This is a genomic window from Mycobacterium sp. NPDC050853 (assembly GCF_040653875.1).
GTDB lineage: Bacteria > Actinomycetota > Actinomycetes > Mycobacteriales > Mycobacteriaceae > Mycobacterium.
This window is the reverse complement of sequence record NZ_JBFAGW010000001.1, coordinates 303,705-327,663: the sequence shown is the minus strand read 5'-3', so window position 1 is coordinate 327,663 and position 23,959 is coordinate 303,705. Positions and strand designations below refer to the sequence as shown.

General features: G+C 64.1%; 26 protein-coding genes. 12 read left to right on the top strand and 14 right to left on the bottom strand.

The genetic code is table 11. The features are described 5' to 3' along the window. Complete coding sequence (locus AB0H22_RS01640; protein ID WP_180748456.1) at positions 1-255, bottom strand: WhiB family transcriptional regulator; 255 nt, start codon at positions 253-255, stop codon at positions 1-3. 416 nt (positions 256-671) lie between these two features. Continuing rightward, on the bottom strand, positions 672-1,649 hold the full coding sequence (locus tag AB0H22_RS01635; protein ID WP_180748455.1) for a diacylglycerol kinase family protein: 978 nt from the start codon (positions 1,647-1,649) through the stop codon (positions 672-674). Between the two features lie 43 nt (positions 1,650-1,692). Between AB0H22_RS01635 and AB0H22_RS01630 the strand changes: the two genes are divergently transcribed. Next, positions 1,693-2,100 carry a hypothetical protein gene (locus AB0H22_RS01630; RefSeq protein WP_358144359.1) on the top strand — a complete coding sequence of 136 codons (408 nt, stop codon included), beginning with the start codon at positions 1,693-1,695 and terminating at the stop codon, positions 2,098-2,100. Between the two features lie 2 nt (positions 2,101-2,102). Here AB0H22_RS01630 and AB0H22_RS01625 read toward each other — a convergent pair whose 3' ends face one another. Genes AB0H22_RS01625 through AB0H22_RS01615 form a run of 3 tightly spaced genes read right to left on the bottom strand, consistent with a single transcriptional unit; the run spans position 2,103 to position 4,303 of the window. Beyond that, the gene (locus AB0H22_RS01625) at positions 2,103-2,588 is read right to left on the bottom strand and encodes a GNAT family N-acetyltransferase (RefSeq protein WP_180748453.1); all 486 of its coding nucleotides are present in this window, start codon (positions 2,586-2,588) and stop codon (positions 2,103-2,105) included. Continuing rightward, positions 2,581-3,690: an isochorismate synthase gene (locus AB0H22_RS01620; protein WP_358144357.1), complete on the bottom strand. Its 1,110-nt coding sequence runs from the start codon at positions 3,688-3,690 to the stop codon at positions 2,581-2,583. The genes AB0H22_RS01625 and AB0H22_RS01620 overlap by 8 nt, the downstream gene beginning before the upstream one ends. A gap of 1 nt (position 3,691) precedes the next feature. Next, positions 3,692-4,303: an acid phosphatase gene (locus tag AB0H22_RS01615; RefSeq protein ID WP_358144355.1), complete on the bottom strand. Its 612-nt coding sequence runs from the start codon at positions 4,301-4,303 to the stop codon at positions 3,692-3,694. A 54-nt stretch (positions 4,304-4,357) separates the two neighbouring features. Here AB0H22_RS01615 and AB0H22_RS01610 point away from each other — a divergent pair, with 54 nt between their 5' ends. After that, positions 4,358-5,161: an AAA family ATPase gene (locus AB0H22_RS01610; protein ID WP_358144353.1), complete on the top strand. Its 804-nt coding sequence runs from the start codon at positions 4,358-4,360 to the stop codon at positions 5,159-5,161. Between the two features lie 23 nt (positions 5,162-5,184). On the opposite strand, the gene AB0H22_RS01605 is transcribed toward AB0H22_RS01610, so the two are convergent. The 3 genes from AB0H22_RS01605 to AB0H22_RS01595 are packed head-to-tail and all read right to left on the bottom strand — an operon-like array spanning position 5,185 to position 8,663. Continuing rightward, complete coding sequence (locus AB0H22_RS01605) at positions 5,185-5,949, bottom strand: SseB family protein (protein WP_358144350.1); 765 nt, start codon at positions 5,947-5,949, stop codon at positions 5,185-5,187. A 27-nt stretch (positions 5,950-5,976) separates the two neighbouring features. Beyond that, complete coding sequence (locus tag AB0H22_RS01600; protein ID WP_358144348.1) at positions 5,977-7,197, bottom strand: hypothetical protein; 1,221 nt, start codon at positions 7,195-7,197, stop codon at positions 5,977-5,979. Next, on the bottom strand, positions 7,194-8,663 hold the full coding sequence (locus AB0H22_RS01595) for a DEAD/DEAH box helicase (RefSeq protein ID WP_180748447.1): 1,470 nt from the start codon (positions 8,661-8,663) through the stop codon (positions 7,194-7,196). Before AB0H22_RS01595 ends, AB0H22_RS01600 begins: the two co-directional genes overlap by 4 nt. A 245-nt stretch (positions 8,664-8,908) precedes the next feature. Here AB0H22_RS01595 and AB0H22_RS01590 point away from each other — a divergent pair, with 245 nt between their 5' ends. Continuing rightward, a complete protein-coding gene (locus tag AB0H22_RS01590; protein WP_180748446.1) occupies positions 8,909-9,559 on the top strand; it encodes a ferritin-like fold-containing protein in 651 nt (216 codons plus the stop codon). A gap of 7 nt (positions 9,560-9,566) precedes the next feature. On the opposite strand, the gene AB0H22_RS01585 is transcribed toward AB0H22_RS01590, so the two are convergent. The 4 genes from AB0H22_RS01585 to AB0H22_RS01570 form a co-directional block, all read right to left on the bottom strand. Then, positions 9,567-10,790 carry a hypothetical protein gene (locus tag AB0H22_RS01585; protein ID WP_358144344.1) on the bottom strand — a complete coding sequence of 408 codons (1,224 nt, stop codon included), beginning with the start codon at positions 10,788-10,790 and terminating at the stop codon, positions 9,567-9,569. Between the two features lie 17 nt (positions 10,791-10,807). After that, entirely contained in the window at positions 10,808-11,365 is a 558-nt protein-coding gene (locus AB0H22_RS01580; protein WP_358145990.1) for a DUF3558 domain-containing protein, read from the bottom strand. Between the two features lie 41 nt (positions 11,366-11,406). Beyond that, positions 11,407-11,826, bottom strand: coding sequence for a hypothetical protein (locus tag AB0H22_RS01575; RefSeq protein WP_358144342.1), 420 nt, complete (start codon positions 11,824-11,826; stop codon positions 11,407-11,409). Positions 11,827-11,965: 139 nt separating this feature from the next. Continuing rightward, positions 11,966-12,691, bottom strand: a complete 726-nt coding sequence (locus AB0H22_RS01570) for an MmpS family transport accessory protein (RefSeq protein ID WP_358144340.1) — start codon at positions 12,689-12,691, stop codon at positions 11,966-11,968. A gap of 145 nt (positions 12,692-12,836) precedes the next feature. Between AB0H22_RS01570 and AB0H22_RS01565 the strand changes: the two genes are divergently transcribed. Next, positions 12,837-13,061, top strand: coding sequence for a DUF3107 domain-containing protein (locus AB0H22_RS01565; RefSeq protein WP_180749682.1), 225 nt, complete (start codon positions 12,837-12,839; stop codon positions 13,059-13,061). On the opposite strand, the gene AB0H22_RS01560 is transcribed toward AB0H22_RS01565, so the two are convergent. Continuing rightward, positions 13,058-13,744, bottom strand: a complete 687-nt coding sequence (locus tag AB0H22_RS01560) for a TetR/AcrR family transcriptional regulator (protein ID WP_180748441.1) — start codon at positions 13,742-13,744, stop codon at positions 13,058-13,060. The genes AB0H22_RS01565 and AB0H22_RS01560 overlap by 4 nt on opposite strands. Before the next feature lie 195 nt (positions 13,745-13,939). Between AB0H22_RS01560 and AB0H22_RS01555 the strand changes: the two genes are divergently transcribed. From AB0H22_RS01555 to AB0H22_RS01520, 8 genes are all read left to right on the top strand, one after another. Further along, positions 13,940-14,959 carry a DUF3152 domain-containing protein gene (locus AB0H22_RS01555; RefSeq protein WP_180748440.1) on the top strand — a complete coding sequence of 340 codons (1,020 nt, stop codon included), beginning with the start codon at positions 13,940-13,942 and terminating at the stop codon, positions 14,957-14,959. A 99-nt stretch (positions 14,960-15,058) separates the two neighbouring features. Then, positions 15,059-16,234 (top strand): adenylyltransferase/sulfurtransferase MoeZ, encoded by a 1,176-nt coding sequence (moeZ, locus tag AB0H22_RS01550; RefSeq protein ID WP_358144336.1) that lies wholly within the window; start codon positions 15,059-15,061, stop codon positions 16,232-16,234. A gap of 108 nt (positions 16,235-16,342) precedes the next feature. Next, positions 16,343-17,197 carry a TIGR02569 family protein gene (locus tag AB0H22_RS01545; protein ID WP_180748438.1) on the top strand — a complete coding sequence of 285 codons (855 nt, stop codon included), beginning with the start codon at positions 16,343-16,345 and terminating at the stop codon, positions 17,195-17,197. Positions 17,198-17,345: 148 nt separating this feature from the next. Beyond that, the gene (locus tag AB0H22_RS01540; protein WP_358144332.1) at positions 17,346-18,791 is read left to right on the top strand and encodes a nitrate/nitrite transporter; all 1,446 of its coding nucleotides are present in this window, start codon (positions 17,346-17,348) and stop codon (positions 18,789-18,791) included. Between the two features lie 5 nt (positions 18,792-18,796). Then, on the top strand, positions 18,797-21,310 hold the full coding sequence (nirB, locus tag AB0H22_RS01535; RefSeq protein WP_180748436.1) for a nitrite reductase large subunit NirB: 2,514 nt from the start codon (positions 18,797-18,799) through the stop codon (positions 21,308-21,310). Positions 21,311-21,431: 121 nt separating this feature from the next. After that, on the top strand, positions 21,432-21,785 hold the full coding sequence (nirD, locus tag AB0H22_RS01530) for a nitrite reductase small subunit NirD (RefSeq protein WP_180749680.1): 354 nt from the start codon (positions 21,432-21,434) through the stop codon (positions 21,783-21,785). Beyond that, complete coding sequence (locus AB0H22_RS01525; RefSeq protein WP_180749681.1) at positions 21,775-22,929, top strand: uroporphyrinogen-III synthase; 1,155 nt, start codon at positions 21,775-21,777, stop codon at positions 22,927-22,929. Before nirD ends, AB0H22_RS01525 begins: the two co-directional genes overlap by 11 nt. Beyond that, positions 22,922-23,653 (top strand): sirohydrochlorin chelatase, encoded by a 732-nt coding sequence (locus AB0H22_RS01520; RefSeq protein ID WP_358144330.1) that lies wholly within the window; start codon positions 22,922-22,924, stop codon positions 23,651-23,653. The genes AB0H22_RS01525 and AB0H22_RS01520 overlap by 8 nt, the downstream gene beginning before the upstream one ends. Here the strand turns inward: AB0H22_RS01520 and AB0H22_RS01515 are convergent. Then, positions 23,627-23,956, bottom strand: a complete 330-nt coding sequence (locus tag AB0H22_RS01515; RefSeq protein WP_180748434.1) for an MGMT family protein — start codon at positions 23,954-23,956, stop codon at positions 23,627-23,629. The genes AB0H22_RS01520 and AB0H22_RS01515 overlap by 27 nt on opposite strands. Positions 23,957-23,959: the final 3 nt, after the last annotated feature.

Below are 23,959 nucleotides of genomic sequence, written 5' to 3'. Positions count from 1 at the left end.
TTAGACGGAGCTACGAGCGCGGGCGCGAGCGTTGCGGCGCTTGAGAGCGCGACGTTCATCTTCGCTGAGGCCGCCCCACACGCCGGCGTCTTGGCCGGATTCCAGTGCCCAGGTGAGACATTCGGTTGTCACCGGACAGCGGTTGCAGACGAGCTTTGCGTCAGCAATCTGCGCGAGGGCCGGTCCACTGTTCCCTACCGGGAAAAACAGCTCAGGATCCTCGTCGCGACAGACCGCCTTATGGCGCCAATCCATAGTTGTGCACTCCCTTGTTGCGTGCGCGCCACAAAGCGCACGAGATGAATGTTTTTCGGCTGTTAACGCGTGCGTACCAAATGTTTCTGCACTGTTGCTTCCGATCGTTTCACAAGCTCAGCAGAAGTCAATAGCGTGAGTTAACACGTGGTCAATCTCACTCAGGGGTGGTGTCCGCGGACTCCATAATCGTTTGTACTACACTTATCCAATCTACGCCTTGAATCTGGCGATATTCACCTATTTTCCCAGGTCGTCAACCGCTACCCGTGAGTAACGTCACGACCTCGAGGGACATGACTACGCAATGTAGTACGCCTGATTCGGCCCCGATGTGACGTGGATCGCCTTGTGCCTGTGAGTCGGCTGTGGCTGGAACGGACTGGCGCCCAACACTATTGCGCGTCGAGTCGGGCTCAGGAAGGCGTGTCGGCGGGTTTTGCCGGGGCCACCACGTCGAGAACGTCGGGTACGGCGGTGAATGTCAGGTCGCTGCGCATACCAAGGAAATCACCGTCGACCTGCGTGGCGATCGGCGCCGACGAGCGCACCCGCACCCACGGGAGGTCGTCTTCGCGCAGCAGGTGCCGGGCCGCCGGACGGTCGGGGCGCGGTGCGCCCACCATGTGCCGAACCAGGCCCAGATTCGGCATCACGTTCATGCTCTTTGACGCGAATAGGCCCAGACCGCTCTCGAAACCGGTGCCCGGATTCGTCCAGATGGCGCGCTCGTTGGCATATGTCCACGGATTGGAATTGCTGATGAAGGCGAAATGGACGCCCGCTTGGGGCTCGTGGCCGGGCAGCTCAACCGTGAGCGTCGGCTGGCGTCGTGCGGCGCGAAAGAAGCTCAGCACCGCGCGCGTCACGTAGCGCCCCGCTGTGACCTGCTTGCCCTTGTTGCGGTGGGCCTCCATTGCGGCGACCACCTCGCCGTCCAGACCCATACCCGCGTTGAAGATGAACCAGCGCTCGCTGCAGTGCCCAAGGCTGATTCGGCGCCATCGCCGCTGGTCGCGGCGGTGCTCGTCCAGGAGATCGACGACTTGGTTGGTGGCCTGAACGGGGTCGGCGGACATGCCCAGCGTTCGGGCGAACACATTGGCTGATCCGCCCGGCACCACTGCGATGGCGGGCAGCGGACCCGGCGCCGGGTGCCCTGGCTGTCCCAGTAGTCCGTTCACCACCTCGCTGACCGTGCCGTCGCCACCGTGCACGACGATGACCGCCGCACCCTCGTCGGCGGCTCGGCGAGCCAGCTCACTGGCGTGGCCGCGGTGATCTGTGTGCAGAACCTGTAGGTGCACACGGCTTTCCAGCGCATGAGCCAGCAGGTCACGGCCGGCCGCCGTCGTCGACGTGGCATTGGGATTCACTATGAGCACCGCACGCACGGGGCATGAGCTTAGCCGGGTTGGACCCACCTAGGCTTGTCGTGTGACCACAGCCGTTCCGAACACCGTTCGCCGCGCAGGGATGATTGTTGCCGGTGAAGGCGCCGTAGGCTTGGTGATCGCGGTGCTCCTGGTGGTGCGAGCGGCCAGCGGCGCGGACCAGCACCTGGTCAATGGGTACGGCACCGCGGCCTGGTTTGCGATATTCGGCACCGCGGTACTGGCGGGGGGTCTTGCGCTCGTCATAGGGAAACGTTGGGGTAGAGGGATCGCCGTGATGATGCAGCTGCTGCTACTGCCCGTCGCGTGGTACGCGGCCGTGGGGTCGCACCAACCCGCACTTGGCGTGCCTATCGCGATCGTCGCCGTGGCCGCCCTAGCGCTGCTGTTCAGTCCCACCGCCCAGATGTGGGCCGCCGGTGACGAGATCGGCGCTGACGAATCCGAATAACCTCAGCGGTCCGAGGCCAGCTCCGCCAGTGCGGGCCCCGACAGCCGGTAGGTGATCCAATCGGATTGCGGGTTGGCGCCGAGCGAGTCGTAAAACTTGATGGACGGTGTGTTCCAGTCCAGCACAGCCCAATCCAGTCGCGTGTAGCCGTTGGCCACGCATTCGGCGGCCAGCGCCGATAACAACGCCTTGCCCAACCCGGCGCCACGCTGCTCTGGTTTGACGTACAGGTCCTCAAGATAGATGCCGTGGTATCCGGTCCAGGTGGAGAAGTTCAGAAACCAGACGGCGGTGCCGCAGACCACTCCGTCCACCTCCGCGACATGGGCGAAAAGTGCTGGAGTCGAACCGAATAACGCCTTTCGGAGCTGCTCTTCGGTGATAAGGCATTCGTCGCGCGCCTTCTCGTACTCCGCGAGGTCTTCAATGAGCCCGACGATGGCCTGGACGTCGGCCTCGGTGGCGCGGCGAATCTGGGTGCTACTCAATCTCGGCTCCTAACCCTGCCAGTATGGTCCGGAATTTGACTGTGGTCTCCGATAGTTCGTCCTGCGGGTCCGATTCGGCGACCAGGCCGCCACCGGCGTAGGCGCGAAGGAAGGTTTCGTCGGCCGAAAGCTCGGCGCAACGGATCGAGACGACCCATCGACCGTCCCCGGAACTGTCACACCAGCCGGCCGCGCCGGCGTAGAACCCGCGCTCGCCCTCAATGCGCGCGATCAGATCGGCCGCCGATTCGGTGGGCGTGCCGCATACCGCTGGGGTCGGGTGCAAAGCCAACGCCAAATCGAGTGCTGTGGTGGAGCTTTGGCGCAATCTAGCGCTGATGGATGTGCTGAGATGCCAGAGTGCCGCGGTACTGCTGAGGGTCGGTTCCGGTGGGACCTGGACGTCGACGCACAACGATGCAAGATCTTCGCGCAGCTGATCGATCACCACTGAATGTTCGTGCCGGTCCTTGTGTGAGCCCGCAAGGTCTTCGGCCGTACGCCGATCCAGTGACGGATCCTTGGACCGTGGGGCGGAACCGGCGAAGGGGTGACAGATCACCATGTCTCCGCGGCGTTCCACCAACAGCTCGGGACTGCAGCCCACCAAGGTGCGGCCGCGAAATCGGTCGCCCGCGGGGGAGAGGTCCACGCAAAAACTGTTGGCGTCGGGGTCGTTTCGGATCAGCCGATGTGTCAGCACCAACGCGTCCACGGGAGCGTCGGCCTGCAGTTCGAGTACGCGCGCAAGAACCACCTTGGACAGCCCGCCGTTGGTATCGCGGAGCACCTCAATGGCCTCGGTGACGCGCCGTAGATGCTCGGCGGGTTCCGGTATCTGTTGTTTTACAACGATATTCGGCATGGTGCCGTAGAACTCTTGGGGCTGTCCGCGTCGAACCGTCACCGGCACCGTCAGCGCTGCCGGTTTCGAGGTGTCAAAGGGCAGTGCGCCTACCAGCATCTGATGACGTCCGGCGCGCAGCGCTTCTGCGGCGGTGGTGATGTCGTTGTAGACGGTCTCGTGGCCATACGCGTACAGCGCGTCGGCGGCCCGCGACATCACGAAATGTGGGCGCGCGGGGATTCCGATGGCCGTCATGTCAGATTGACGGTACCGGGTGCCGGTAGCTGGTCAGTCCGAGTGCGGCCACCTGGCGCTGACCGTGCTCGTGCCCGCCCACCGCGACTGAGGCCGTGGCCATACCAAGTCGGGTGCCCTCTTCCAGCGGAAGATCGATCCACCGGGTCATGAGGGAGCGGGAGAAATGGCCATGGCCCACCAGGAGCACATCGCGTTGGGCGAGCTCGGCGGCGATCGTGGCGATCACCCGATCGGCGCGGGCTTGGACCTGAGCCACCGACTCGCCGCCAGGGCAGCCGTGTGTCCACACCAACCAGCCCGGGTCGTCCTCACGGATCTGCGGGGTCGTCAGACCCTCGTAGTCGCCGTAGTCCCATTCGGCGAGGTCCTCTTCGATGGCGCCGACCGTGAGACCTGCCAGCTCTGCTGTCTGGATCGCGCGCCTGCGCGGACTGCTCAGGACCAGCGGATCAATCAGGTCAAGATTGCCCAGCACCTCGCGTGCCGCCACGGCCTGGGCGCGACCGGTTTCGGTGAGGTCCAGGTTGGTGCGCCCGGTATGTCTGCCGATTTTTGACCACTCAGTTTCACCATGGCGTAGCAACAACATTCGGTGTTGGGGGGTGGGCACAGCTTGATTGTGCCGTACCGACTTCCGTCGCGATCATCTTCGGCGTGCCAGTATGTGGGCGTGACTCGGGTGCTGGCGGTAGCCAATCAAAAGGGTGGGGTAGCGAAAACCACGACGGTCGCGTCGCTGGGTGCGGCCTTGGCGCAGGCCGGCAAGAAGGTTCTGCTGGTCGACCTGGATCCACAGGGCTGCCTGACGTTCTCGCTGGGGCAGGACCCGGACCGGCTGGGGGTCTCGGTGCACGACGTGCTGCTGGGACAGGCCGATATCAAGGAGGCGCTGGTCACCACCAGCGAGGATCTGACGCTGCTGCCCGCGAACATCGACCTGGCCGGTGCCGAGGCGATGCTGTTGATGCGGGCCGGGCGTGAGTACGCGCTGAAGCGGGCGCTCGAATCGTTGGGGGATGAGTTCGATGTGGTGATCATCGACTGCCCGCCGTCGCTGGGTGTGCTGACCCTGAATGGCTTGACGGCCGCTGACTCGGTGATGGTGCCGCTGCAGTGCGAGACGCTGGCGCACCGAGGTGTCGGTCAATTCTTGCGGACGGTCACCGATGTCCAGCAGATCACCAATCCGCGGTTGACGCTGCTCGGTGCGCTGCCGACGCTGTACGACTCGCGGACCACCCATAGTCGCGATGTCCTGCTGGACGTGGCTGATCGCTACGAGCTGCCGGTGTTGGCACCGCCGATCCCGAGGACCGTGCGGTTCGCGGAGGCGAGCGCGTCGGGTGCATCGGTGCTGGCAGGCCGTAAGAACAAGGGTGCGCTGGCCTATCGCGAGCTGGCGCAGAGCCTGGTGAAGCACTGGAAGAGCGGCAAGGCCATGCCGACCTTCTCGCCGCCCGTGGACTGAGGCGTAGCCCGATCGGGGTGTCGTCAGATACTTGCGATCTCCGCGGACGGAACGAAGACCGATGGTCCGGCCGGATTGATGACCAGGCCTGCGTACCCGTCTCGGATGACGACCTCCAGCACCTTCTGCGTCGTCACAGCGACTACTGCATCGGACGGGACGTACCCGATTACCTCGGGAGCGCTGGTGAAGGCGACGAGTGCGAGGGAACCGTCAGCGAGCTGTGTCCTACGGGTGGCGACCGTTCCCGGAACTGTGCGGTCATCGGCGCCGAGCAGGATCGGGCCCTCCTGACGAAGGAGGTCTAACACCGATTGCCGGTCGGCCTGTCCTAGCGCGACAAGTTCGACTGCGTCCCTGATTGAGTCATTGCGCGGATTCCGCACGGCGAAATCGATTTCCTCGGCCGATAATGCGCAGGTTGGGCCCGCCGGGTCGATGTATAGCCAACGGTCGCCCTGGCTCCGAGCCAGTTCGAGTGCGCTTGCGGCCGACTGGACGAGCGACTGGTAGTTCGCACCTGGGGGATGGTGCCGAGCGATCTCTTCATTGCATGTGTAGACGAATAGTGCCCGGCCTCCGTCGGGTCCGGTTCCTCCGCGGATCTGGAGCCGGGCACCAGTGGGGAACGGAATGGAACCCTGGACAAGGGGGTCCGATCCGGTGATGTCGAAGAGGACCTCGCCGTACATGCAGGCACGGAGTACGTCGTAGACCCGCTGCTGCCCGGGTTCGGCGGCGAATGCGCGTACTGCCTTGCGAAGACTCGCGTTGTCTACTAAATCCATGGTGGCCGCCCTACGTAATGCGGTGAACTACCCCAGCGCGAAGATGCGCGAGCCCCGCTGTTCGACGACGGTGTTGCCGACAACGGCGCTGATGATAGGACCCTTCTCGTCGGCCGGATCCCGTTGCACCGCAATGAACTTCCGGAACTCTCCGGTGGCCATGTTGTAGGCATCGATGCCACCCTCGACGGGGACCAACAGCTCACCGGCCATTGCAGTGCCCGGCCCCAGGGGCCTTCTGGTGGTGGGCAGCACGAATCGGTAGGCGAGATCGGTGGCACTCAGCACCAGCACCTGATTACCCGTCCACCAGGTCACAACCTCGCCGGCTTGCGCGGCTGCATTCGACTGGACCACCGCACTCGGCAGCGCCGTCGCACCGACTCGCATCCCGTGGTCGTCGAACACCACGAGCTCGTTGTGGGTTCCCGATAGGTACACCGCTGACCGGGTGTCCGCGACCGCGAGCACCCTGGCGGCGGAGCCGCGTTCCACCCCAGGCAAGGGCGCCGAGTAGAGCTCCTCAGGCTTGTCGTTGTCCTTTGGTGTCGGCTTCTGCAGCGTCAGCCGCAAGGTGGGGTCCTGGGGGCAGGTTTCCAGTACCGCGAGCACGCTGGCCCCGACGGCACCCGATTTCAGCGTGCAGTCGACGCGGGGCTGACTGTTGGGGGTAAGGGGAGCGACCACTCGCCCGTACTCCAGGGTGCGCACCATGTCCGAACGCCACAGTTCGAGCCGGGTACTGCCGAGCGCCAGCACGTAGGTGCCGTCGGTCGACAGCGATACCTTCGGATCATTTGCACTGCTGCGCAACGCGCCTCGGCGCCCGGTCTGTCCGTCGATCATGGTGACCTGGCCGCATCCACGTGCGTCCCGATAGACGGCGACCGCGTCATCGATGAACCCGATGGCACCACAGAGATCGAGATTGCCGCGCGCGTAGGACCACAGCTGCGCTCCGGTCACCGGATCGTGGCCCACCACATCGTGCCCGTCGGCGCTGACAACGGCACCGCCTGCGATGACTGGAGCCTTCGTGGCCCCGCTCGCGCTGGACCACAGTTCGCGGACCGAGTCGGGAACCCGGGTAGCAGTCATCGGACGTTTGACGTCGCCCGCCGCGGGATGGCTCACGGTGGCGCGGGCATCACTGGTCCACCAGATGGTGGCACCGGTTACGACGACCACGACAGCGATCACCGCTGCGGCAATGATGTCGGCCCGGGTGCGCCGCTCCGGTGCGATCACGCCGAGGCGGTGGTCGCAGCCGGTCGACGCCGGCGACGACGCCGCGCAGGAGCAGGTTGGTCACCTTCCGCGGTGGCCACCGCCGCGGGCGCTTCGGCGGCCGCGCCGTCGGCGGGCTCGCCTGCGCGTGTACGCCGACGCGGCGCGCGGGTGCGCTTGGGCTTGTCGCTTTCGGAACCCTCGGAACGCTCGGCACGGGGTTCGCGGCGCTTCTGTCCGCCTGCGAACTTCGTGCCGACAGATCCGGTTACCCCGGCGGGGATGTTCATCTCGGTGAACAAATGCGCTGAGGTGGAATAGGTTTCGTCGGGATCGGGTACGCCGAGGCCCAGCGTCTTGTCGATCAGGTTCCAGCGTGCGACATCGTCCCAATCAACGAGGGTGACCGCGATGCCGGTGCGTCCGGCGCGGCCGGTGCGGCCGATGCGGTGCACGTAGGTCTTGTCGTCCTCGGGGCATTGGTAGTTGATGACGTGAGTGACGTCGTCGATGTCGATACCGCGCGCCGCGACGTCGGTGGCGACCAGCACGTCGATCTCGCCGGCACGGAAGGACGCGAGCGACTTCTCGCGGGCGATCTGCCCAAGGTCGCCATGCACGGCGCCCGCGGCGAAGCCGCGCTCGGCGAGCTCGTCGGAAACCTTCTGCGCGGTCCGCTTGGTACGGGTGAAGACCATGGTGGCGCCTCGGCCCTCGGCCTGCAGGATTCTGCTGACCAGTTCGATCTTGTCCAGGGCGTGTGCCCGGTACACGAACTGTTCTGTCGAGTCATGCACGGAGGAAGCCTGCGGGTCCTCGGCGCGGATATGAGTCGGCCGGTTCATGAAGGTACGGGCCAGCGTAATGATGGCGTCGGGCATCGTCGCCGAGAACAGCATCGACTGCCGTCCCGCTTCGGCGGAGGGACACAGCGCGAGGATGCGTTCGATATCGGGCAGGAACCCCAGGTCGAGCATCTCGTCGGCCTCATCGAGCACCAGCATGGCCAGACCACCCAGCTGCAGGTGACCCTGCTGAGCGAGGTCCAGGAGACGACCCGGCGTGCCGATGACAACATCGACTCCGGCGCGCAGTGCCTCGATCTGTGACTCGTAGGGCCGTCCGCCGTAGATGGCGGTGACGGTGAAGTCGCGGTCACCGGCCGACAGGTACTTGCATGCCTTGGTCAAGTCTTCGTAGACCTGGATGCACAGCTCGCGGGTCGGGACCACCACCAGGCCTCGAGGCGTGCCGTTGAGCGGCCGGTCCTCAACACCGGTGGCGATGCGATGCAGCAGCGGGACGCCGAAGGCGTAGGTCTTGCCCATACCGGTGCGGGCCTGGCCGATGAGGTCTGCGCCGCCGAGGGCGAGGGGGAGGGTGAGTTCCTGGATAGCGAACGGATGCTCGATGCCGACCTCGTGCAGTGCCCGGACGATCTCGTCGCGGACCCCGAGTTGGGCAAAGGTGTGCTCGATATGGCTCATGGTTAGTTGTACGTACCTTTCGTGTTTCGCTCAGCGCGCACGATCGGTAAGTCAGATTCGACGGGGCCGGGCCCGGCTGGACATGGCCAGCGGCGGCACGTGCACGCACATTTTCAGTGGAAGAACTCCCTGGCAGCGGGTTCGTTCCTTCTCCATGGTAGCGGGCAAGCTGCGATTTTCCGATTCGCCGTGGTTTGCCGCGCGGATCGATGTCCTCACGTGGGCGCCCGACTAGAGTTCCAGGCATGACTGCGGACCTCGATCCTCCCGGTGTCAATGAGCTTTTCGCGGTGATCGCATACGGCGAAGTCGCGGCCTTCTACCGGTTGACCGACGAGGCCAAGATGGCTCCCGATCTGGCGAGCAAGATCGCGATCGCCAGCATGGCCGCCTCGCAGATGCGTCACTACGAGACGCTGCGAGACGCCATGGAGGCCAACGGAGTTGACGTACTCAAGGCCATGGATCCGTATGTCAAGACGTTGGAGAATTACCACTCGCTGACCCTGCCGCACACCTGGTTGGAGGCGATGGTCAAGGCGTATATCGGAGACTCGTTGGCTGCCGACTTTTACGGCGAGGTGGTCGCGTCATTGCCGGGTGAGTCGGCGGCCGTGCTCAAGTCGGTGCTGGGTACGACGGGGCATTCGGAGTTCGTCATCGCACAGGTGCGTGAGGCCGTCACGGACAACCCGCAGCAGCGCAATCGGCTCACGTTGTGGGGCCGTCGGCTGCTCGGTGAGGCGATCACGCAGGCACAGCATGTGTTGGCTCGGCACGACGAGCTCGCCGAGCTGGTGATGTCCGGTGACGCCGGCCTCGGGAATCTGAACGAGTTCTTCGAGCGGTTGCAGAGCGCGCACACCGAGCGGATGGGTGTGCTCGGCCTGGGGTAGTAGGGACCTACTGGTACTTGACGTTCCAACCCATCGACTTGTACCGACGGATCTCGGCTTCCTCGCGGCGCTTTTCGGCCTCGTCGTGCTCGGACCAGTCGCCGATCACGCCGGGCGACGCCTTGGGTAGGTTGCCGAACAGCTCGCTGCCGTTGTCCATGTTGACGAGGTAGCTCGGGAGCTCGTGCTCGTCGTCATCCTCACCCTTGCCGCGGGCACCGTGAGCTCCCATGGGCGCCATGCCCATACCGCCCATACCGAAGCCGCCACCGCGACCACTTGTCCCGCCTGCGCCGCTGCCGGCGCCTCCAGTTCCTGCGCCCGCACCTGACGGCAAACCGCCGGCGCGAAGCGCGCCAGGGCCAGCTCCGGTTCCTGTACCGGCGGCGGATGTCGGGCTGTAGCCGGCGGCAGTGGTGTTACCCCCGTAGGGGGAGTAGCCGGAGCCACCTTTGGGGTCAGTACCTAGGCCAGAACCCGCGCCGGAACCACCACCCGTGCCTCCACCGGCTGGGTTGCCGCCACCTGCACCCGAACCTTGGCCGGAACCTTGGCTGCCGCCCTGGCCTTGACCTGCCCCTGCGCCCTCATTGGAAGCGGGTTTCGTATCACCGGGGCTCGCTGGCTTCTGCGGATAGCCGTTGGTTCCACCGGTGTCGCCGCCTCCAGCTCCGTCGCTTCGTCCGCCAGACGGTGGAAACCCAGGTGGGGGTTTCTCAATGCTGCCGAGCTGATCCAGCATGCTCGGCCGCTTTCGCATAAGCGCGTCCGTGTAGAAAGTCTGTGCCTCGTGTTGGATCTTCGCGAGTTTCGCCAGGCGATCTGCCTCATACTGCGCGACGAGTGCTGATTGTCCAATCGGCGGTAGATTGCCGGGTATTTGCGGATACTGCGGTTCAGGATTGTTGGCGGCTACTGCCTTAGCGCCTTGAAGGATCTTCGAATCCTCGTCGAGGCCATCGCCGATTTTCTTTGCCAGATCTGCTGGTGGCACTGCGGCCTTGTAGCCCCGGTCAAGTTTGTCCTGCGCTGCCTCCGGGCCTTTTCCAGTCCAGAAATCGGGGTCATCCATCCTGTCCCTGGTCGCTTTGAGATATCGGTTAGCTGAGTCTATCTTTTCGCCGATATTGGTCCATTTCTTCCCGGCTTCCTGAACGGTCTCTGGATTCACCTGATTCAGTTGGTCTTGAATTGGCTGGTGCCGCTTGCCCCGCCATCCGTCATCACCCATGGGTTCCTCCCTTGCGCCTATCTTGGTAGCCGTGGTGCGGTTTGTGCCGCGATGTCAATGGCCTTTTGGCATAGATCGGGGACCGTTCGCTCAGCCTTTGAGTCAAGGACATGAACTCCAGTGCTCACTACCGCTCGTTGAGAGGGCAGTACGACTTCACACCGTTCACGGGTGCCTGGCGGATTCCAGTAAACGGCGCCCTGTAATCCGCCGATTTCTGTCGACTTTGCGTCGGGATAGGCCAGAAATTCACTGACCGTCCGGTTGGCGACTAGCTGCGATACGTTCCAACCGTCTCCCCTCCACCGACATCCACGAACCAATTCGTTATCTGCTCCCACGTCGACAACATTGGAAGGGGATACTCCCCACGATTCAATCTCTGAGGACGAATAGGCAAAGCAGGGATCGAAAGAAGTGCCGTCCGTGAACTGATTCGGCGGAGGATGCGGCCCGGGCAGCGTGTTCGTGACCGTGGGCGCGCTGCTGCTGGTGTTCGATCCTGTGGTTTTCGAGATTGCCGAGAGTGGTTGCCCGTCGACCGCTGAGTTACATCCAGCGCTTAGTGCGACCATGGCGATGGCGCTGATACCAATAGCCGACTTGTACAGGTGCATCAGACGGTTATCTCGGTGACAGCGGCGCCATCTTTCGTCCATTTCTGGAGGCCTTGAGCGTTCGCTTGTTCTGTTTGAAGGTAGGCGTACTCCATTGCCAGGAACTCGTTAGCCATCGTTTCGTATAGAAGGCTTGCGGCCTGTAGTTCCGCGGTGACCGTTCGCTGTTCGGTAACGTAATGACCGGTCACTTCGCCGCCGGTAGGAAGTGTGTCGTTGAAGCCTTTTCCTACAGTGAGGTCACCTAGGTCTTCGCGTATCTCATCGATGATGTGCTTTGCCTCGAGGAGGTCCTTCGCTTGGGTGCGCCCGGCCTCTGCCTGCATATGGGTCGTCCCCGCGGCAATACCCTGGTAGCGCTTCTTGTCTTCCTCCGACAAGCCGCCCCAATTGAACGGATGTGGTGGTCTTGGCGCCACGTCGTCCCTCCCACTAGCTAGAACTCTGCTCTCACCGGGGTACGACGGTGCCCGCCTCCAGTCTGGTTCCATCTTTCTGTAAAGATCTTGAAACCGCAGGCAGATACCCGTTTACCGGTGGAAACGAGCCGCTAGGGAACTACTTGGCGCAGCGGGCGATGATGCTGTTGCCGTTCTGCACCGCAAGCATCTGGTTCTCGCTATTGCTGATCGAGCAGTTGATCTGGCTGGCGAAGCTCGTTGCGGTAATCGAGCCGCCCACGATCCCGGGGCTCGGAGTCACGATCATCGTCCACGGCAGCGAGGCTCCGAGCACGGTCCGCGTTGAACCGTTGCCGTCGGTATAGGTGATCGTGAGCAGATCACCGGGTGTCTGGTTACCGGTCACGTAGTACGCGAACGCCGCGGGCGTGATCGGTCGCTGGCCTTCCGGCGGCAGCATCGGGTTCGACGGCGGCGGCTCGGGTGCTGGTGCCTCCGTGGACGGGACCGTGCTCGGCGTTTCCTGAACGGGAGTGGTCGTCACGGTTGTCGTCGACGGCTTCACCGATGTCGCGGATGGCGGCGGAGGGGGAGTGGTGGGCACCGGCGTCAGTGACGGCACGGGCGTGGTGATGGCGGAGGCCGGCGGCTTGTCGTCGCCTCCACTGAGCACGACAGCGGTCGCGATCACGGCGATCGTCAGCACTGCCGCGGCAATCGACGCGACCCATTTCCAGTTCTCGTTGGAACCCGGAGGCCCGTACTCGAAGTCCTCGTCGAGCCCCGAGTACTCGGAGTACTGCGGGGTCGTCCGGGAGTCATACGGGTCGTCGTAGGGCTCGTAGTCGTTCGATTGCCGAGAATCTCCGCGATAACCGACCATGATCAGCGCCTCTTCTCAATGTGAAACCTGGTACTGATGTTACTGCTGTGATTAACGGGCGGCCGCGATCATACGAGGTGTGTCGGCCTAAACCGCGTGGGCTAACCTCTGCAGTACACGCTTAATGACCTTGGAAGGTTTCCTGGTGGAGATAAAGATCGGTGTCACAGATAGCCCGCGCGAGCTGGTCATTTCTAGTGATCAGGCCCCGGCTGACGTCGAGAAGGTCGTATCCGCGGCGCTGTCCAAGGAATCTGATGTGCTGAACCTCACCGACGTGAAGGGGCGGAAGTACCTGATCGCGGCCGCCAGGATCGCGTACGTGGAGATCGGTGTTGCCGACGCGCGCCGCGTCGGCTTTAGCGGTTAGTCGAGCGCTTGCAGCGGAACGTGTGAGAGCCCGCCCCACGCGAATCCGACCGTGGCGTTGACCGCGTCGTCTTTGGAGATCGGCTTCTCGTTGTCCAGCCAGTAGCGGGCGCTCACCTGGCTGATGCCGACCAGACCGACCGCCACCATGCGTGCATGGTGCGGATCTAGGCCGGAATCGTGGCTGACCAGGTCGAATACCGCATCGGTGCAGGCGCTGATGGCACCCTCGACGCGTGCGGAGACCTGCGGGACGCCCACGAGGTCGTTCTCGAAGATCAGCCGGTAGCCCTGGCTGTCGTGCTCGACGAAATCGAAGAACGCCATCACGGCGGCGCGCAACCGCTGACGGTTGTCGGTGGTGGTGCGCAGAGCCTGTCGCACACTGGACACCAGGTTCTCGGCATGCTTCTGCAGGACCGCCAGATACAGCTCTAGCTTACTTGGGAAGTGTTGGTACAGAACAGGTTTGCTCACTCCGGCCCGGTCGGCGATCTCGTCCATGCCTGCGGCGTGGTAGCCGCGGTCGACGAATATCTCACTGGCAGAAGCGACCAGCTGGCCACGACGCTCATCGCGGGGCAGTCGCGCGCCACGACGTGTGTTTCCCTGAGTCGAATCCTGCGTCGCCACCGTCGAGTTCACCCTTCCTCGACGGCCGGCCACATTCGCAAGATCACTCATGTCCTTATCCTCTACGCGCACGCGCCCCAATGGTCGCCTGCACCATCTCAAGCGGCCAATTGAATCCGCTTGGACCCGAACTACGGACAGTACTCCTGACACCCGGCGGCGTGCCCGAGGCGTGATGGCCTGTCGCTATGCCATTCTTGCTCCGTGACCTACGAGCCGCATCAATGGGCGCATAATCGTAGGTCCATGCCAGAAACCATGAGTCGACTTCCGGTGCAGGAGTCCTCCCAACGCTACGAGCCATTGCGCGCCCAACGCGATCCGCTCGCCGAAGGAAGCGGGCGCATCCGCTCCGACCGGCGCGACCGCGACCGCTGGCGCAAGCAGACCTGGCTCGGTCGCTTCATTTCCACCTATGGATGGCGCGCATATGCCATCCCGCTGCTGGTGGCGTTGACCGTTTTCGTCGGGTACCAGACAGTCACGCAGCGTGAACAGGCACATGCGGGTACCGGCCCCAACGAACCCGTTGCCGATCCACCCTCCATCGGGGCGCTTGGCGACGCGATCATCGGTGCCCCGCCCAAGGGGCTCACCCAATTCGATGCGAGTCTGTCCATCGGTGTGTTGCCGGCGGGTGAGCCGTTTACCGACGCGGGCGCCAAGTCCTGGCACATCGTGCCGGGCACGACACCGCAGATCGGGACGGGTGCCGCGAAGGTGTTCTCGTACACCATCGAGGTCGAGGACGGCATCGACACCATGGGTTTTGGCGGTGACGATCTCTTTGCGCGCATGGTTACCGAGACGTTGGCGAGCCAGAAGAGCTGGACACATAACCCTCAGTTCGGGTTTGTCCGGATCGACTCGGGCACACCCGATTTCCGAATCTCGTTGACCTCCCCTGAGACGGTGCGCGAGGGGTGCGGTTACGAGATTCAGCTCGAAGCCTCTTGCTATAACCCGAGATACGGCGAGAACGGTGATCGGCGCGTGTTCATCAATGAGGCGCGTTGGGTGCGCGGCGCCGTCCCGTTCCAGGGGGACATCACGTCGTATCGCCAGTACGTCATCAACCACGAAGTCGGACATGCCATCGGTTATCGGGTTCACGAACCGTGCGAGCAGGACCAGCAGCTGGCGCCGGTGATGATGCAGCAGACGTTCAGCACCAACAACAACGATGCGGCGAAATTCGACGAGGATTCGATCAAGCCCGACGGCAAGAGCTGCCGCACCAATCCCTGGCCCTATCCGATTCCGTAGGGGCAGTCCTGACTCCGGGAAGGGTTGGCATCCCGATACTGTTGATGCAGCTATAGCCCTCTCAGCCAGCCCTGAGGAACCCGAATCACAGGAGTCACGGTGCCCACATTGCCGCCGTTGGTAAGTCCCGCCGCGGATCTGACCCGCGAAGAAGTTGCCCGGTATAGCCGGCATTTGATCATCCCCGACCTCGGCGTGGATGGGCAGAAACGTCTCAAGAACGCCAAGGTGCTGGTCATCGGCGCCGGTGGGCTCGGATCTCCGACGCTCCTTTACTTGGCAGCAGCCGGAGTCGGCACCATCGGCATTGTCGATTTCGATGTGGTCGACGAGTCCAACTTGCAGCGCCAGATCATTCACGGCCAGTCCGATATCGGCAGATCCAAGGCGCAAAGCGCGCGCGATTCGGTCCTGGAGATCAACCCGCTGGTCGAGGTGCGGCTGCATGAGCTGCGGTTAGACCCCGACAACGCGGTCAATCTGTTTAAGCAGTACGACCTGATCGTGGACGGCACCGACAACTTTGCGACGCGCTATCTGGTCAACGACGCCGCGGTGCTCGCGCATAAGCCGTATGTGTGGGGCTCCATTTACCGCTTCGAGGGGCAGGTGTCGGTCTTCTGGGAGGACGCGCCCGACGGGCTCGGCCTGAACTACCGCGATCTGTACCCCGAGCCGCCGCCTCCGGGGATGGTGCCGTCATGCGCGGAGGGCGGTGTGTTGGGCATCCTGTGCGCCTCCATCGCCTCGGTGATGGGCACCGAGGCGATCAAGCTGATCACCGGAATCGGTGACACGCTGCTCGGCCGGCTCATGGTGTACGACGCGCTCGATATGACGTACCGCACCATCAAGATCCGCAAGGATCCGGCCACGCCTAAGATCACCGAGCTCATCGATTACGACGCCTTCTGCGGCGTGATCAGCGATGAGGCCTCCGCCGCGGTCGCCGATTCCACCATTACCCCTCGTGAGCTGCGGGAATTGCTGGATGCCGACAAGAAGGTGGCGCTCATCGATGTGCGCGAACCCGTCGAATGGGACATCGTCCACATCGACGGTGCCGAGTTGGTGCCCAAGTCGACCCTCGAGTCCGGAGTGGGGCTTGCCAAGCTGCCGCAGGACCGTCAGGCGGTGCTGTACTGCAAGACCGGGATCCGGTCGGCAGAGGCGCTTGTGGCCGTCAAGAAGGCGGGTTTCGCCGACGCGGTACACCTGCAGGGTGGTATCGCCGCGTGGGCCAAGCAGGTGGACCCCGACATGGTCATGTACTGATCGATTGGCAACAGCAACAGCCAAATATGCCGACGTGCCATCTGTGACCACCGACACGAACACCGAGCGAACACAACCCAGTTCATTGCAGGCGGTAACGTATCCCGCGTGACTGTGGACCGCCCGCCTGAGCATGTGCTCGCGACTTACGGGCTCAGCGGCGTCAAACCAGTCCAGCTCGGCCCGACATGGGAGGGCGGCTGGCGCTGCGGTGAAGTGGTGTTGTCACTGGTAGCCGACCATGCGCGTGCAGCCTGGTCGGCCAAGGTGCGCGACACCCTGTTCGTCGACGGAGTGCGGTTGGCCCGGCCCGTTCGATCCACCGACGGGCGCTATGTCGTATCGGGTTGGCGTGCGGACACATTCGTCGCCGGTGCGCCCGAGCCTCGGCACGACGAGGTCGTCTCGCTGTCGGTGCGGTTGCATGAGGCCACATCCAAGCTGGAACGTCCCCGTTTCCTCACCCAGCCTCCGGTGGCGCCGTGGGCCGATGTTGACGTATTCATCGCAGCCGACCGCGCGGCCTGGGAAGACCGGCCGCTGCAGTCCTGGCCCTCGGCGGCCCGGGTGTCGCCCGGCTCGCCCGACGGCCAGCGATCCATCGACCTGATCAACCAATTGGCGAGCCTGCGTCGGCCAACCAAGAGCCCGCCGCAGCTGGTGCACGGAGACCTGTACGGCACTGTGCTTTTCGCAGGTGCCGCCGCACCCGGCATTACCGACATCACGCCGTATTGGCGGCCCGCGTCATGGGCGGCCGGTGTCGCCGTGGTGGACGCGCTGTCCTGGGGTGACGCGGACGACGGTCTCATCGAACGCTGGGCGACGCTGCCGGAGTGGCCGCAGATGTTGTTACGGGCGTTGGTCTTCCGGTTGGCCGTGCATGCGCTGCATCCGCGCTCGTCGGCGGAGTCCTTCCCAGGACTGGCACGTACCGCGGCGCTAGTGCGACTCACGCTGTAACGCACGTCACGTTACGACGTCATTGTGACGCATTCGCCGGGAGTTGCCGGTCTGCTCACCGTCACATGACAGACTCGTGTGAGCGAGTTGTGATGGTTCGGTCATCGCCAGCAGCGCCGCCGCAACAACATTTTTCTACCGTGCTTGCATGGCGAATGACACGGCAACAGCCCCAATTGCACGGCGCGGACGCTGGATTGAGAACTGGGATCCCGAGGACGTCGCTGCCTGGGATAACGGTGGCGCGAAAGTCGCGCGGCGCAACCTGATCTGGTCGGTGGTCGCCGAACACGTCGGATTCTCCGTGTGGTCCATCTGGTCGGTGATGGTTCTGTTTATGCCGCAGAACGTCTATCACATCGACGCGGCCGGAAAGTTCTTCCTGGTCGCCATGCCGACTTTGGTGGGAGCCGTGCTGCGGCTGCCCTACACCTTCGCCACCGCATGGTTCGGCGGCCGCAACTGGACCATCTTCAGCGCTCTGGTGCTGGCGATCCCGACCGCGCTCACGCTGTACTTCATGGGTCACCCCGAAACCTCGTACACCACCTTCATGATCGTGGCGGCGGTCGCAGGATTCGGCGGCGGTAACTTCGCCTCATCGATGACCAATATCAATGCCTTTTACCCGCAACGGTTCAAGGGCTGGGCGCTCGGGCTCAACGCCGGCGGCGGAAACATCGGCGTGCCGGTAATCCAGGTGATCGGCCTGCTCGTCATCTCGACAGCCGGGAACCGGTCGCCGCACTGGGTGGCAGCGATCTACCTGGTTCTGATCGCCTTCGCGGCAGTTGGTGCGGCGCTGTTTATGGACAACCTGGCGAACCAGCGGACCGATGGCCGCTCGCTCATCGACGTGATGAAGTACCGGGATTCGTGGATCATCGCCTTCCTCTACATCGGCACGTTCGGGTCGTTCATCGGATTCAGCTTCGCGTTCGGCCAGGTGCTGCAGTTGAACTTCCTTGCCGGGCTGACGCACAGCGGCCTTACTCCGGCCCAGGCGGCGGCGCAGGCGTCTTTGCATGCGGCCCAGATCGCATTCATCGGACCGCTGCTCGGCTCGCTTACACGGCCGGTGGGCGGGTGGCTCTCGGATCGCGTCGGCGGCGGCAAAATCACTCTCTACGCATTCGTCGCGATGATCTTCGGCGCAGGGATCTTGGTGACCGCGGGAACGATCGATGACCGTGCGGCGGGGGCGCCCTCCGGAACCATCATGTCCGCGTATGTAATCGGTTTCATCATCCTGTTCGTGGTGTCCGGACTGGGCAATGGCTCGGTGTACAAGATGATTCCGTCGATCTTCGCCGCCAAGGCGCATAGCGCCGGGCACGACGAGACGTGGTCGCGAACCATGTCGGGCGCGTTGATCGGTGTGGCCGGTGCGATCGGCGCCCTCGGCGGAGTCGCCATCAACCTGGTGTTGCGTGCCTCCTACCTCAGCGCTGCCAAGTCGGCCACCATGGCGTTCTGGGTGTTCCTCGCCTTCTATGTCGTCTGCGCCGCAGTCACCTGGTACGCGTATGTGCGACGTCCGGTGGGTGTGCCGGCTCCGGCCATGTCCAATTCCAAAGACCAAGTGGCGGTGTGAAAGTCATGAATAAGAATGTTGTCGTGATCGGTCACGGCATGGTCGGCCACCGATTCGTCCAGGTGCTACGCGAGCGGGACGCCACCGACCAATGGCAGGTCACCGTCCTCGGTGAGGAGGCCGACGCCGCCTACGACCGCGTGGCGCTGTCCTCGTACATCGACGGCTGGGAACGGGAGGCACTGGCGCTCACCGGAAACGACTATTCCGGGGATTCGATGGTGGCGCTGCACCTTGGTGACCGCGTCGTCAGCATCGACCGCGCCAACCAGACTGTTACCACCGAATCCGGTATGGAGCTGCCGTACGACGCGCTCGTGATGGCGACCGGGTCCTACCCGTTCGTGCCGCCGGTGCCGGGAGGCGACGCGCCGGGCTGTTTCGTCTACCGCACTATGGATGACCTGGACGCGATCAAGGCCGCAGCCGACAAGGCGCCCGGCGCCGCAGGTGTTGTGATCGGTGGCGGCCTGCTGGGCTTGGAGGCCGCGAATGCGTTGCGCCTCATGGGTATGACCCCCCACGTTGTCGAACTCAACCCCCGTCTTATGCACCTGCAGGTGGACGAGGGCGGCGGCGCGCTGCTGACCCGATTGGTCACCGAGCTGGGGCTGACCGTGCACACCAGCGTCTCCACCTTGGCCATCGAGACGGCGGCGGACGGATCGCTGTCCGTGCAGCTGTCGGACGGCTCGGCGATCGACGCTGCGATGCTGGTGTTCTCGGCAGGCGTCCGCCCCCGCGACGAGTTGGCCCGTGAGTGCGGGCTGGAACTGGCCGAACGCGGCGGTATCTTCACCGACGTTGGTTGCCAGACAAGCGATCTACACATCTACGCGATCGGCGAGGTGGCCGCGATCGAGGGCCGCTGCTACGGGCTGGTTGCCCCCGGCTACACCACCGCGGAGATTGTCGCCGACCGGCTGCTCGGCGGCGAATCAGAGTTCCCGGGCGCCGACCTGTCGACCAAGCTTAAGCTGCTCGGCGTCGACGTCGCCAGCTTCGGTGACGCGCACGGTACCTCTGACGGCGCTTTGGAAGTCGTCTTCAACGACGCCACCAAGGGCACCTACGCCAAGCTTGTGGTCTCCGACGATGCGCGAACCCTGTTGGGCGGCATCCTCGTCGGAGATGCCAGTGCCTACGGGACGCTGCGCCCCATGCTGGGCCGGGAACTGCCGGCCGACCCGGCCTCGCTGATCTCCCCGGCAGGCGCCGAGATCGGCGTCGGTGCGCTGCCGGATGACGCACAGATCTGTTCGTGCAACGCGGTCACCAAGGGTGCGATCTGCGGTGCGATCTGCGATGGTGCTACCGATGTGCCCGCCATCAAGGCGGCCACCTGCGCCGGAACATCCTGCGGTAGCTGCATTCCCATGCTCAAGCAGATCCTTGCCGCGCAGGGCGTCGAGCTGTCCAAAGCGCTGTGTGAGCATTTCACCCAGTCGCGTGCCGAGCTGTTCCAGGTGGTGCAGGTGACGGGTATCCGGACCTTCTCGGAGCTGATCGCCAAGCATGGCAGCGGAACCGGCTGCGATATCTGCAAACCCACTGTGGCGTCCATCCTGGCGTCGACCTCCAGCGACCACATCCTGGAGGGCGAGCAGGCAGCGCTGCAGGACACCAATGACCACTTCCTGGCCAATATGCAGAAGAACGGCACCTATTCGGTGGTGCCGCGGCTCCCCGGTGGGGAGGTGACGCCGGAGAAGCTCATCGTGATCGGTGAGGTGGCCCAGGAATTCGGGCTGTACACCAAGATCACCGGCGGTCAGCGCATCGATCTGTTCGGTGCCCGTGTCGAGCAGCTACCGCTGATCTGGAAACGGCTCATCGATGCCGGCATGGAGTCCGGGCAGGCCTATGGCAAGTCGCTGCGAACCGTGAAGAGCTGTGTGGGTTCGACCTGGTGCCGGTACGGGGTCCAGGATTCGGTGGGAATGGCCGTCGAACTCGAATTGCGTTACCGCGGTCTGCGTTCCCCGCACAAGCTCAAGATGGGTGTATCCGGGTGCGCACGGGAATGCGCCGAAGCCCGCGGTAAGGACGTCGGCGTCATCGCCACGGAGAACGGATGGAACCTGTATGTGGGGGGCAATGGTGGCGCCACTCCCGTGCACGCGAAATTGCTTGCCGGCGATCTGGATTCCGAAACGCTGATCAAGTACATCGACCGGTACCTGATGTTCTATATCCGCACCGCGGACCGGCTCCAGCGCACCGCCCCTTGGCAGGAAGCGATCGAGGGCGGCCTGGATCACATCCGGGCGGTGGTATGCGAGGACTCGCTCGGGATCGCCGAGGAACTGGAAGCCGCTATGGCCCTCCACGTCGAGGGATACGCCGACGAATGGGCGGCTGTACTCGCCGATGAGGACAAACTCCGTCGGTTCGTGTCCTTCGTCAACGCACCGGACCAGGTCGATTCGACGATCGCCTTCGACGATTCCGGCCCGCGAAAGGTTCCGGTGCTACTGGGCACGCCGGGAATCAGGCCGGCCGCCGAGCCGGCAACATGACGCGCCTGCGCTGGTAATACTCGGGTAACACGAGGCCGGTAGACATGACACAACAGAACGAGAAGAAAGGCCGGAGATGACGATCCTGGATGCTCGCCCCAGATTTAAGCGGTACCAGTACGTGTGGTCGACGGCCTGCGCGGTGGATTCGCTCACCCCGGGCCGCGGTGTGGCGGTGCTATTGCCGGACGATGTGCAGGCCGCGCTTTTTCTGCTGCCAAGTGGTGACTTGTATGCGGTCGGTAACATGGATCCATACGGCCAGGCCGCCGTCATGTCGCGTGGTTTGACCGGTGATCGCGGCGGCGAGCCGACTGTGGCGTCACCGCTGCTCAAGCAGGTCTTCTCGTTAATAGACGGGCGTTGCCTCGATGATGCGTCGCGCCGGTTGCCAGTCTTCGAGGTGCGGGTGAGCAATGGAAATGTCGAAATCGGAATGCTCAGGAGTCGACACCGGGACGCGGTTGCCGCCTAACGAGCAGGATCGTCGGCTCGACGGGTTCACCATTGGTGTCACGGCTGCCCGCCGGTCAGAGGAATTGATCGCGCTCTTGGAGCGCCGCGGCGCCGCCGTCGTGCACGCCGCAGCGATCCGAATCATCCCGTTGGCCGACGATGCCGAGCTGCAGCGCGCCACCGAACTTGTCATCGCCAACCCACCAGATGTCACGGTGGCCACCACCGGAATTGGCTTCCGTGGCTGGATCGAGGCCGCCGATGAGTGGGGCGTGGCCGACAGTCTCAAATCGGCGCTCGAATCCGGGCGCCTGGTCGCCCGCGGACCCAAGGCCACCGGGGCGATTCGCCAAGCGGGGCTGCGCGAAGAGTGGTCGCCCGCATCGGAGTCCTCCGCGGAAGTTTTGGATCGGCTGCTTGAAGAGGGTGTGGAGGGGCGGCGTATCGCGGTGCAGCTTCATGGTGCCGCAACCGAATGGGAACCCATCGCTGATCTATGCGAGGCGCTGACAATCGCTGGTGCACAGGTGATCCGGGTGCCGGTTTACCGCTGGGAGCCGCCAGAGGATCAGCGGCCAATGGACCGCATGATCTCCATGGCCATTAACGCCGAGTTGGACGGGATGAGTTTCACGAGCGCCCCTGCGGTGGCGTCAATGCTCGGTCGTGCCAAGGCAACCGGCCGATTGGATGAGCTGCTGTCCGCGTTGCGGGGAAGGGTGGCGCCGCTGTGTGTCGGACCGGTGACCGCCGCACCGCTCGAGGTCCTGGGTGTGCGGACGACGCAGCCCGAACGGGCCCGGCTGGGCGCATTAGCCCGGCACATGGCAGACGAACTGACCAGGCGTGCACCACGTTTCCACGCCGGCGGGCACGTCGTCAGCGTGCGCAGCCGTGGGATCGCGGTCGACGGCGAGACGCGGCAGATCTCCCCAGCGGGAATGGCGTTGATGAAGCGGCTGATGGTGCGCCCCGGCCAGGTGGTATCCCGCGAGGACCTGTTGGCAGCACTGCCCGGAGGCGGAGATGACACCCATGCGGTCGAGATGGCGATGACCCGTCTGCGGTCCGCGCTCGGCACACCGAAAGTGATTCAGACAGTCGTCAAACGGGGTTACCGGCTGGCAATCGACCCGACCACGATTGGGGAATGTCATGGTTGATGGTCTTCGCGCAAGCGGCTCATCCGGGTATGAGCTCGTTCTGGTCGCACACGGAACCCGGTCGGCCGCCGGGGTGGAGAATATTGCGGCCCTCGCGGAGGCGGTGGCGCGGCGCGTGGGTTCGGTACGCACCGCGTTCGTCGACGTGCTGGGCCCGACGCCGTCGGAAGTGCTCTCGACGATCGAAGGTCCAGCAGTGTTGGTTCCGGCCTTCTTGGCGTCGGGATATCATGTGCGGCAAGATATTCCGCAGCATATTGAAATGAGCGGACATCCGGCCGTGGCTGTCACCCAAGCGTTGGGGCCGGATCCCGTGTTGGCCGGCGTCATGGCAGAGCGGCTACGTCAGGTCGGATGGCGCCGCGGTGATGCGGTGGTGCTTGCCGCGGCGGGTTCCTCGGATCCCCGTGCCCGCCATGAGGTTCATATCGCGGCAAGTATGTTGGCGCGTCACACCGGACCCGTCCGGGTGGGTTACATCGCTACCGGAGAGCCGCGGGTGGCCGACGTGGTCGCGGATGTGCGCGCGACCGGCCGCCGCGTCTTCATCGCGTCATACCTGTTGGCACATGGGCTGTTTCAAGAGCGCCTCAATGGGTGCGGTGCCGATGGCGTCGCACGACCGTTGGGTGTACATCCCGAGATCGTAGATCTGGTGGTGCGACGGTTCACCTCGGCCACGGTGGTGTCGGGTGCGCTAGAAGCCGTGGCGGACTTCGCGTAACGCGATACGTCCGTCCGTCGCCAATACGCCCTCGGCCCTCAGTAGTTCGAGCTGACGCGTCAGGATATGCGGTGCTGGGCGACCGCTCGCGCCGATGACGCGATGCCAGGGCAGATCGGCAGAGTCGGTGCGCATGATCCACCCCACGATCCGCGCGCTGGAAAGCCCTGCCGCGTCGGCGATGTCACCGTAGGTGGCCACCCGCCCTGTCGGGATGGATGCGACCAGCGAGCGCACCAGTTCGACCTGTTCCTCGGAAACGCGGTTGGACTCTCTTCGTGCACGCGGCTCTTCGGCAGCCATGGT

What these genes read in the sequence shown, in the direction of transcription:
- nirB (WP_180748436.1), top strand. Translation starts at nt 18,797, where the DNA reads ATGAATAAGAATGTTGTCGTGATCGGTCACGGCATGGTCGGCCACCGA.
- AB0H22_RS01590 (WP_180748446.1), top strand. Translation starts at nt 8,909, where the DNA reads ATGACTGCGGACCTCGATCCTCCCGGTGTCAATGAGCTTTTCGCGGTG.
- AB0H22_RS01585 (WP_358144344.1), bottom strand. Translation starts at nt 10,790, where the DNA reads ATGGGTGATGACGGATGGCGGGGCAAGCGGCACCAGCCAATTCAAGAC.
- AB0H22_RS01580 (WP_358145990.1), bottom strand. Translation starts at nt 11,365, where the DNA reads ATGGTCGCACTAAGCGCTGGATGTAACTCAGCGGTCGACGGGCAACCA.
- AB0H22_RS01570 (WP_358144340.1), bottom strand. Translation starts at nt 12,691, where the DNA reads ATGGTCGGTTATCGCGGAGATTCTCGGCAATCGAACGACTACGAGCCC.
- AB0H22_RS01640 (WP_180748456.1), bottom strand. Translation starts at nt 255, where the DNA reads ATGGATTGGCGCCATAAGGCGGTCTGTCGCGACGAGGATCCTGAGCTG.
- AB0H22_RS01515 (WP_180748434.1), bottom strand. Translation starts at nt 23,956, where the DNA reads ATGGCTGCCGAAGAGCCGCGTGCACGAAGAGAGTCCAACCGCGTTTCC.
- AB0H22_RS01595 (WP_180748447.1), bottom strand. Translation starts at nt 8,663, where the DNA reads ATGAGCCATATCGAGCACACCTTTGCCCAACTCGGGGTCCGCGACGAG.
- AB0H22_RS01560 (WP_180748441.1), bottom strand. Translation starts at nt 13,744, where the DNA reads ATGAGTGATCTTGCGAATGTGGCCGGCCGTCGAGGAAGGGTGAACTCG.
- AB0H22_RS01540 (WP_358144332.1), top strand. Translation starts at nt 17,346, where the DNA reads ATGGCGAATGACACGGCAACAGCCCCAATTGCACGGCGCGGACGCTGG.
- AB0H22_RS01605 (WP_358144350.1), bottom strand. Translation starts at nt 5,949, where the DNA reads ATGGATTTAGTAGACAACGCGAGTCTTCGCAAGGCAGTACGCGCATTC.
- AB0H22_RS01620 (WP_358144357.1), bottom strand. Translation starts at nt 3,690, where the DNA reads ATGACGGCCATCGGAATCCCCGCGCGCCCACATTTCGTGATGTCGCGG.
- AB0H22_RS01555 (WP_180748440.1), top strand. Translation starts at nt 13,940, where the DNA reads ATGCCAGAAACCATGAGTCGACTTCCGGTGCAGGAGTCCTCCCAACGC.
- AB0H22_RS01520 (WP_358144330.1), top strand. Translation starts at nt 22,922, where the DNA reads ATGGTTGATGGTCTTCGCGCAAGCGGCTCATCCGGGTATGAGCTCGTT.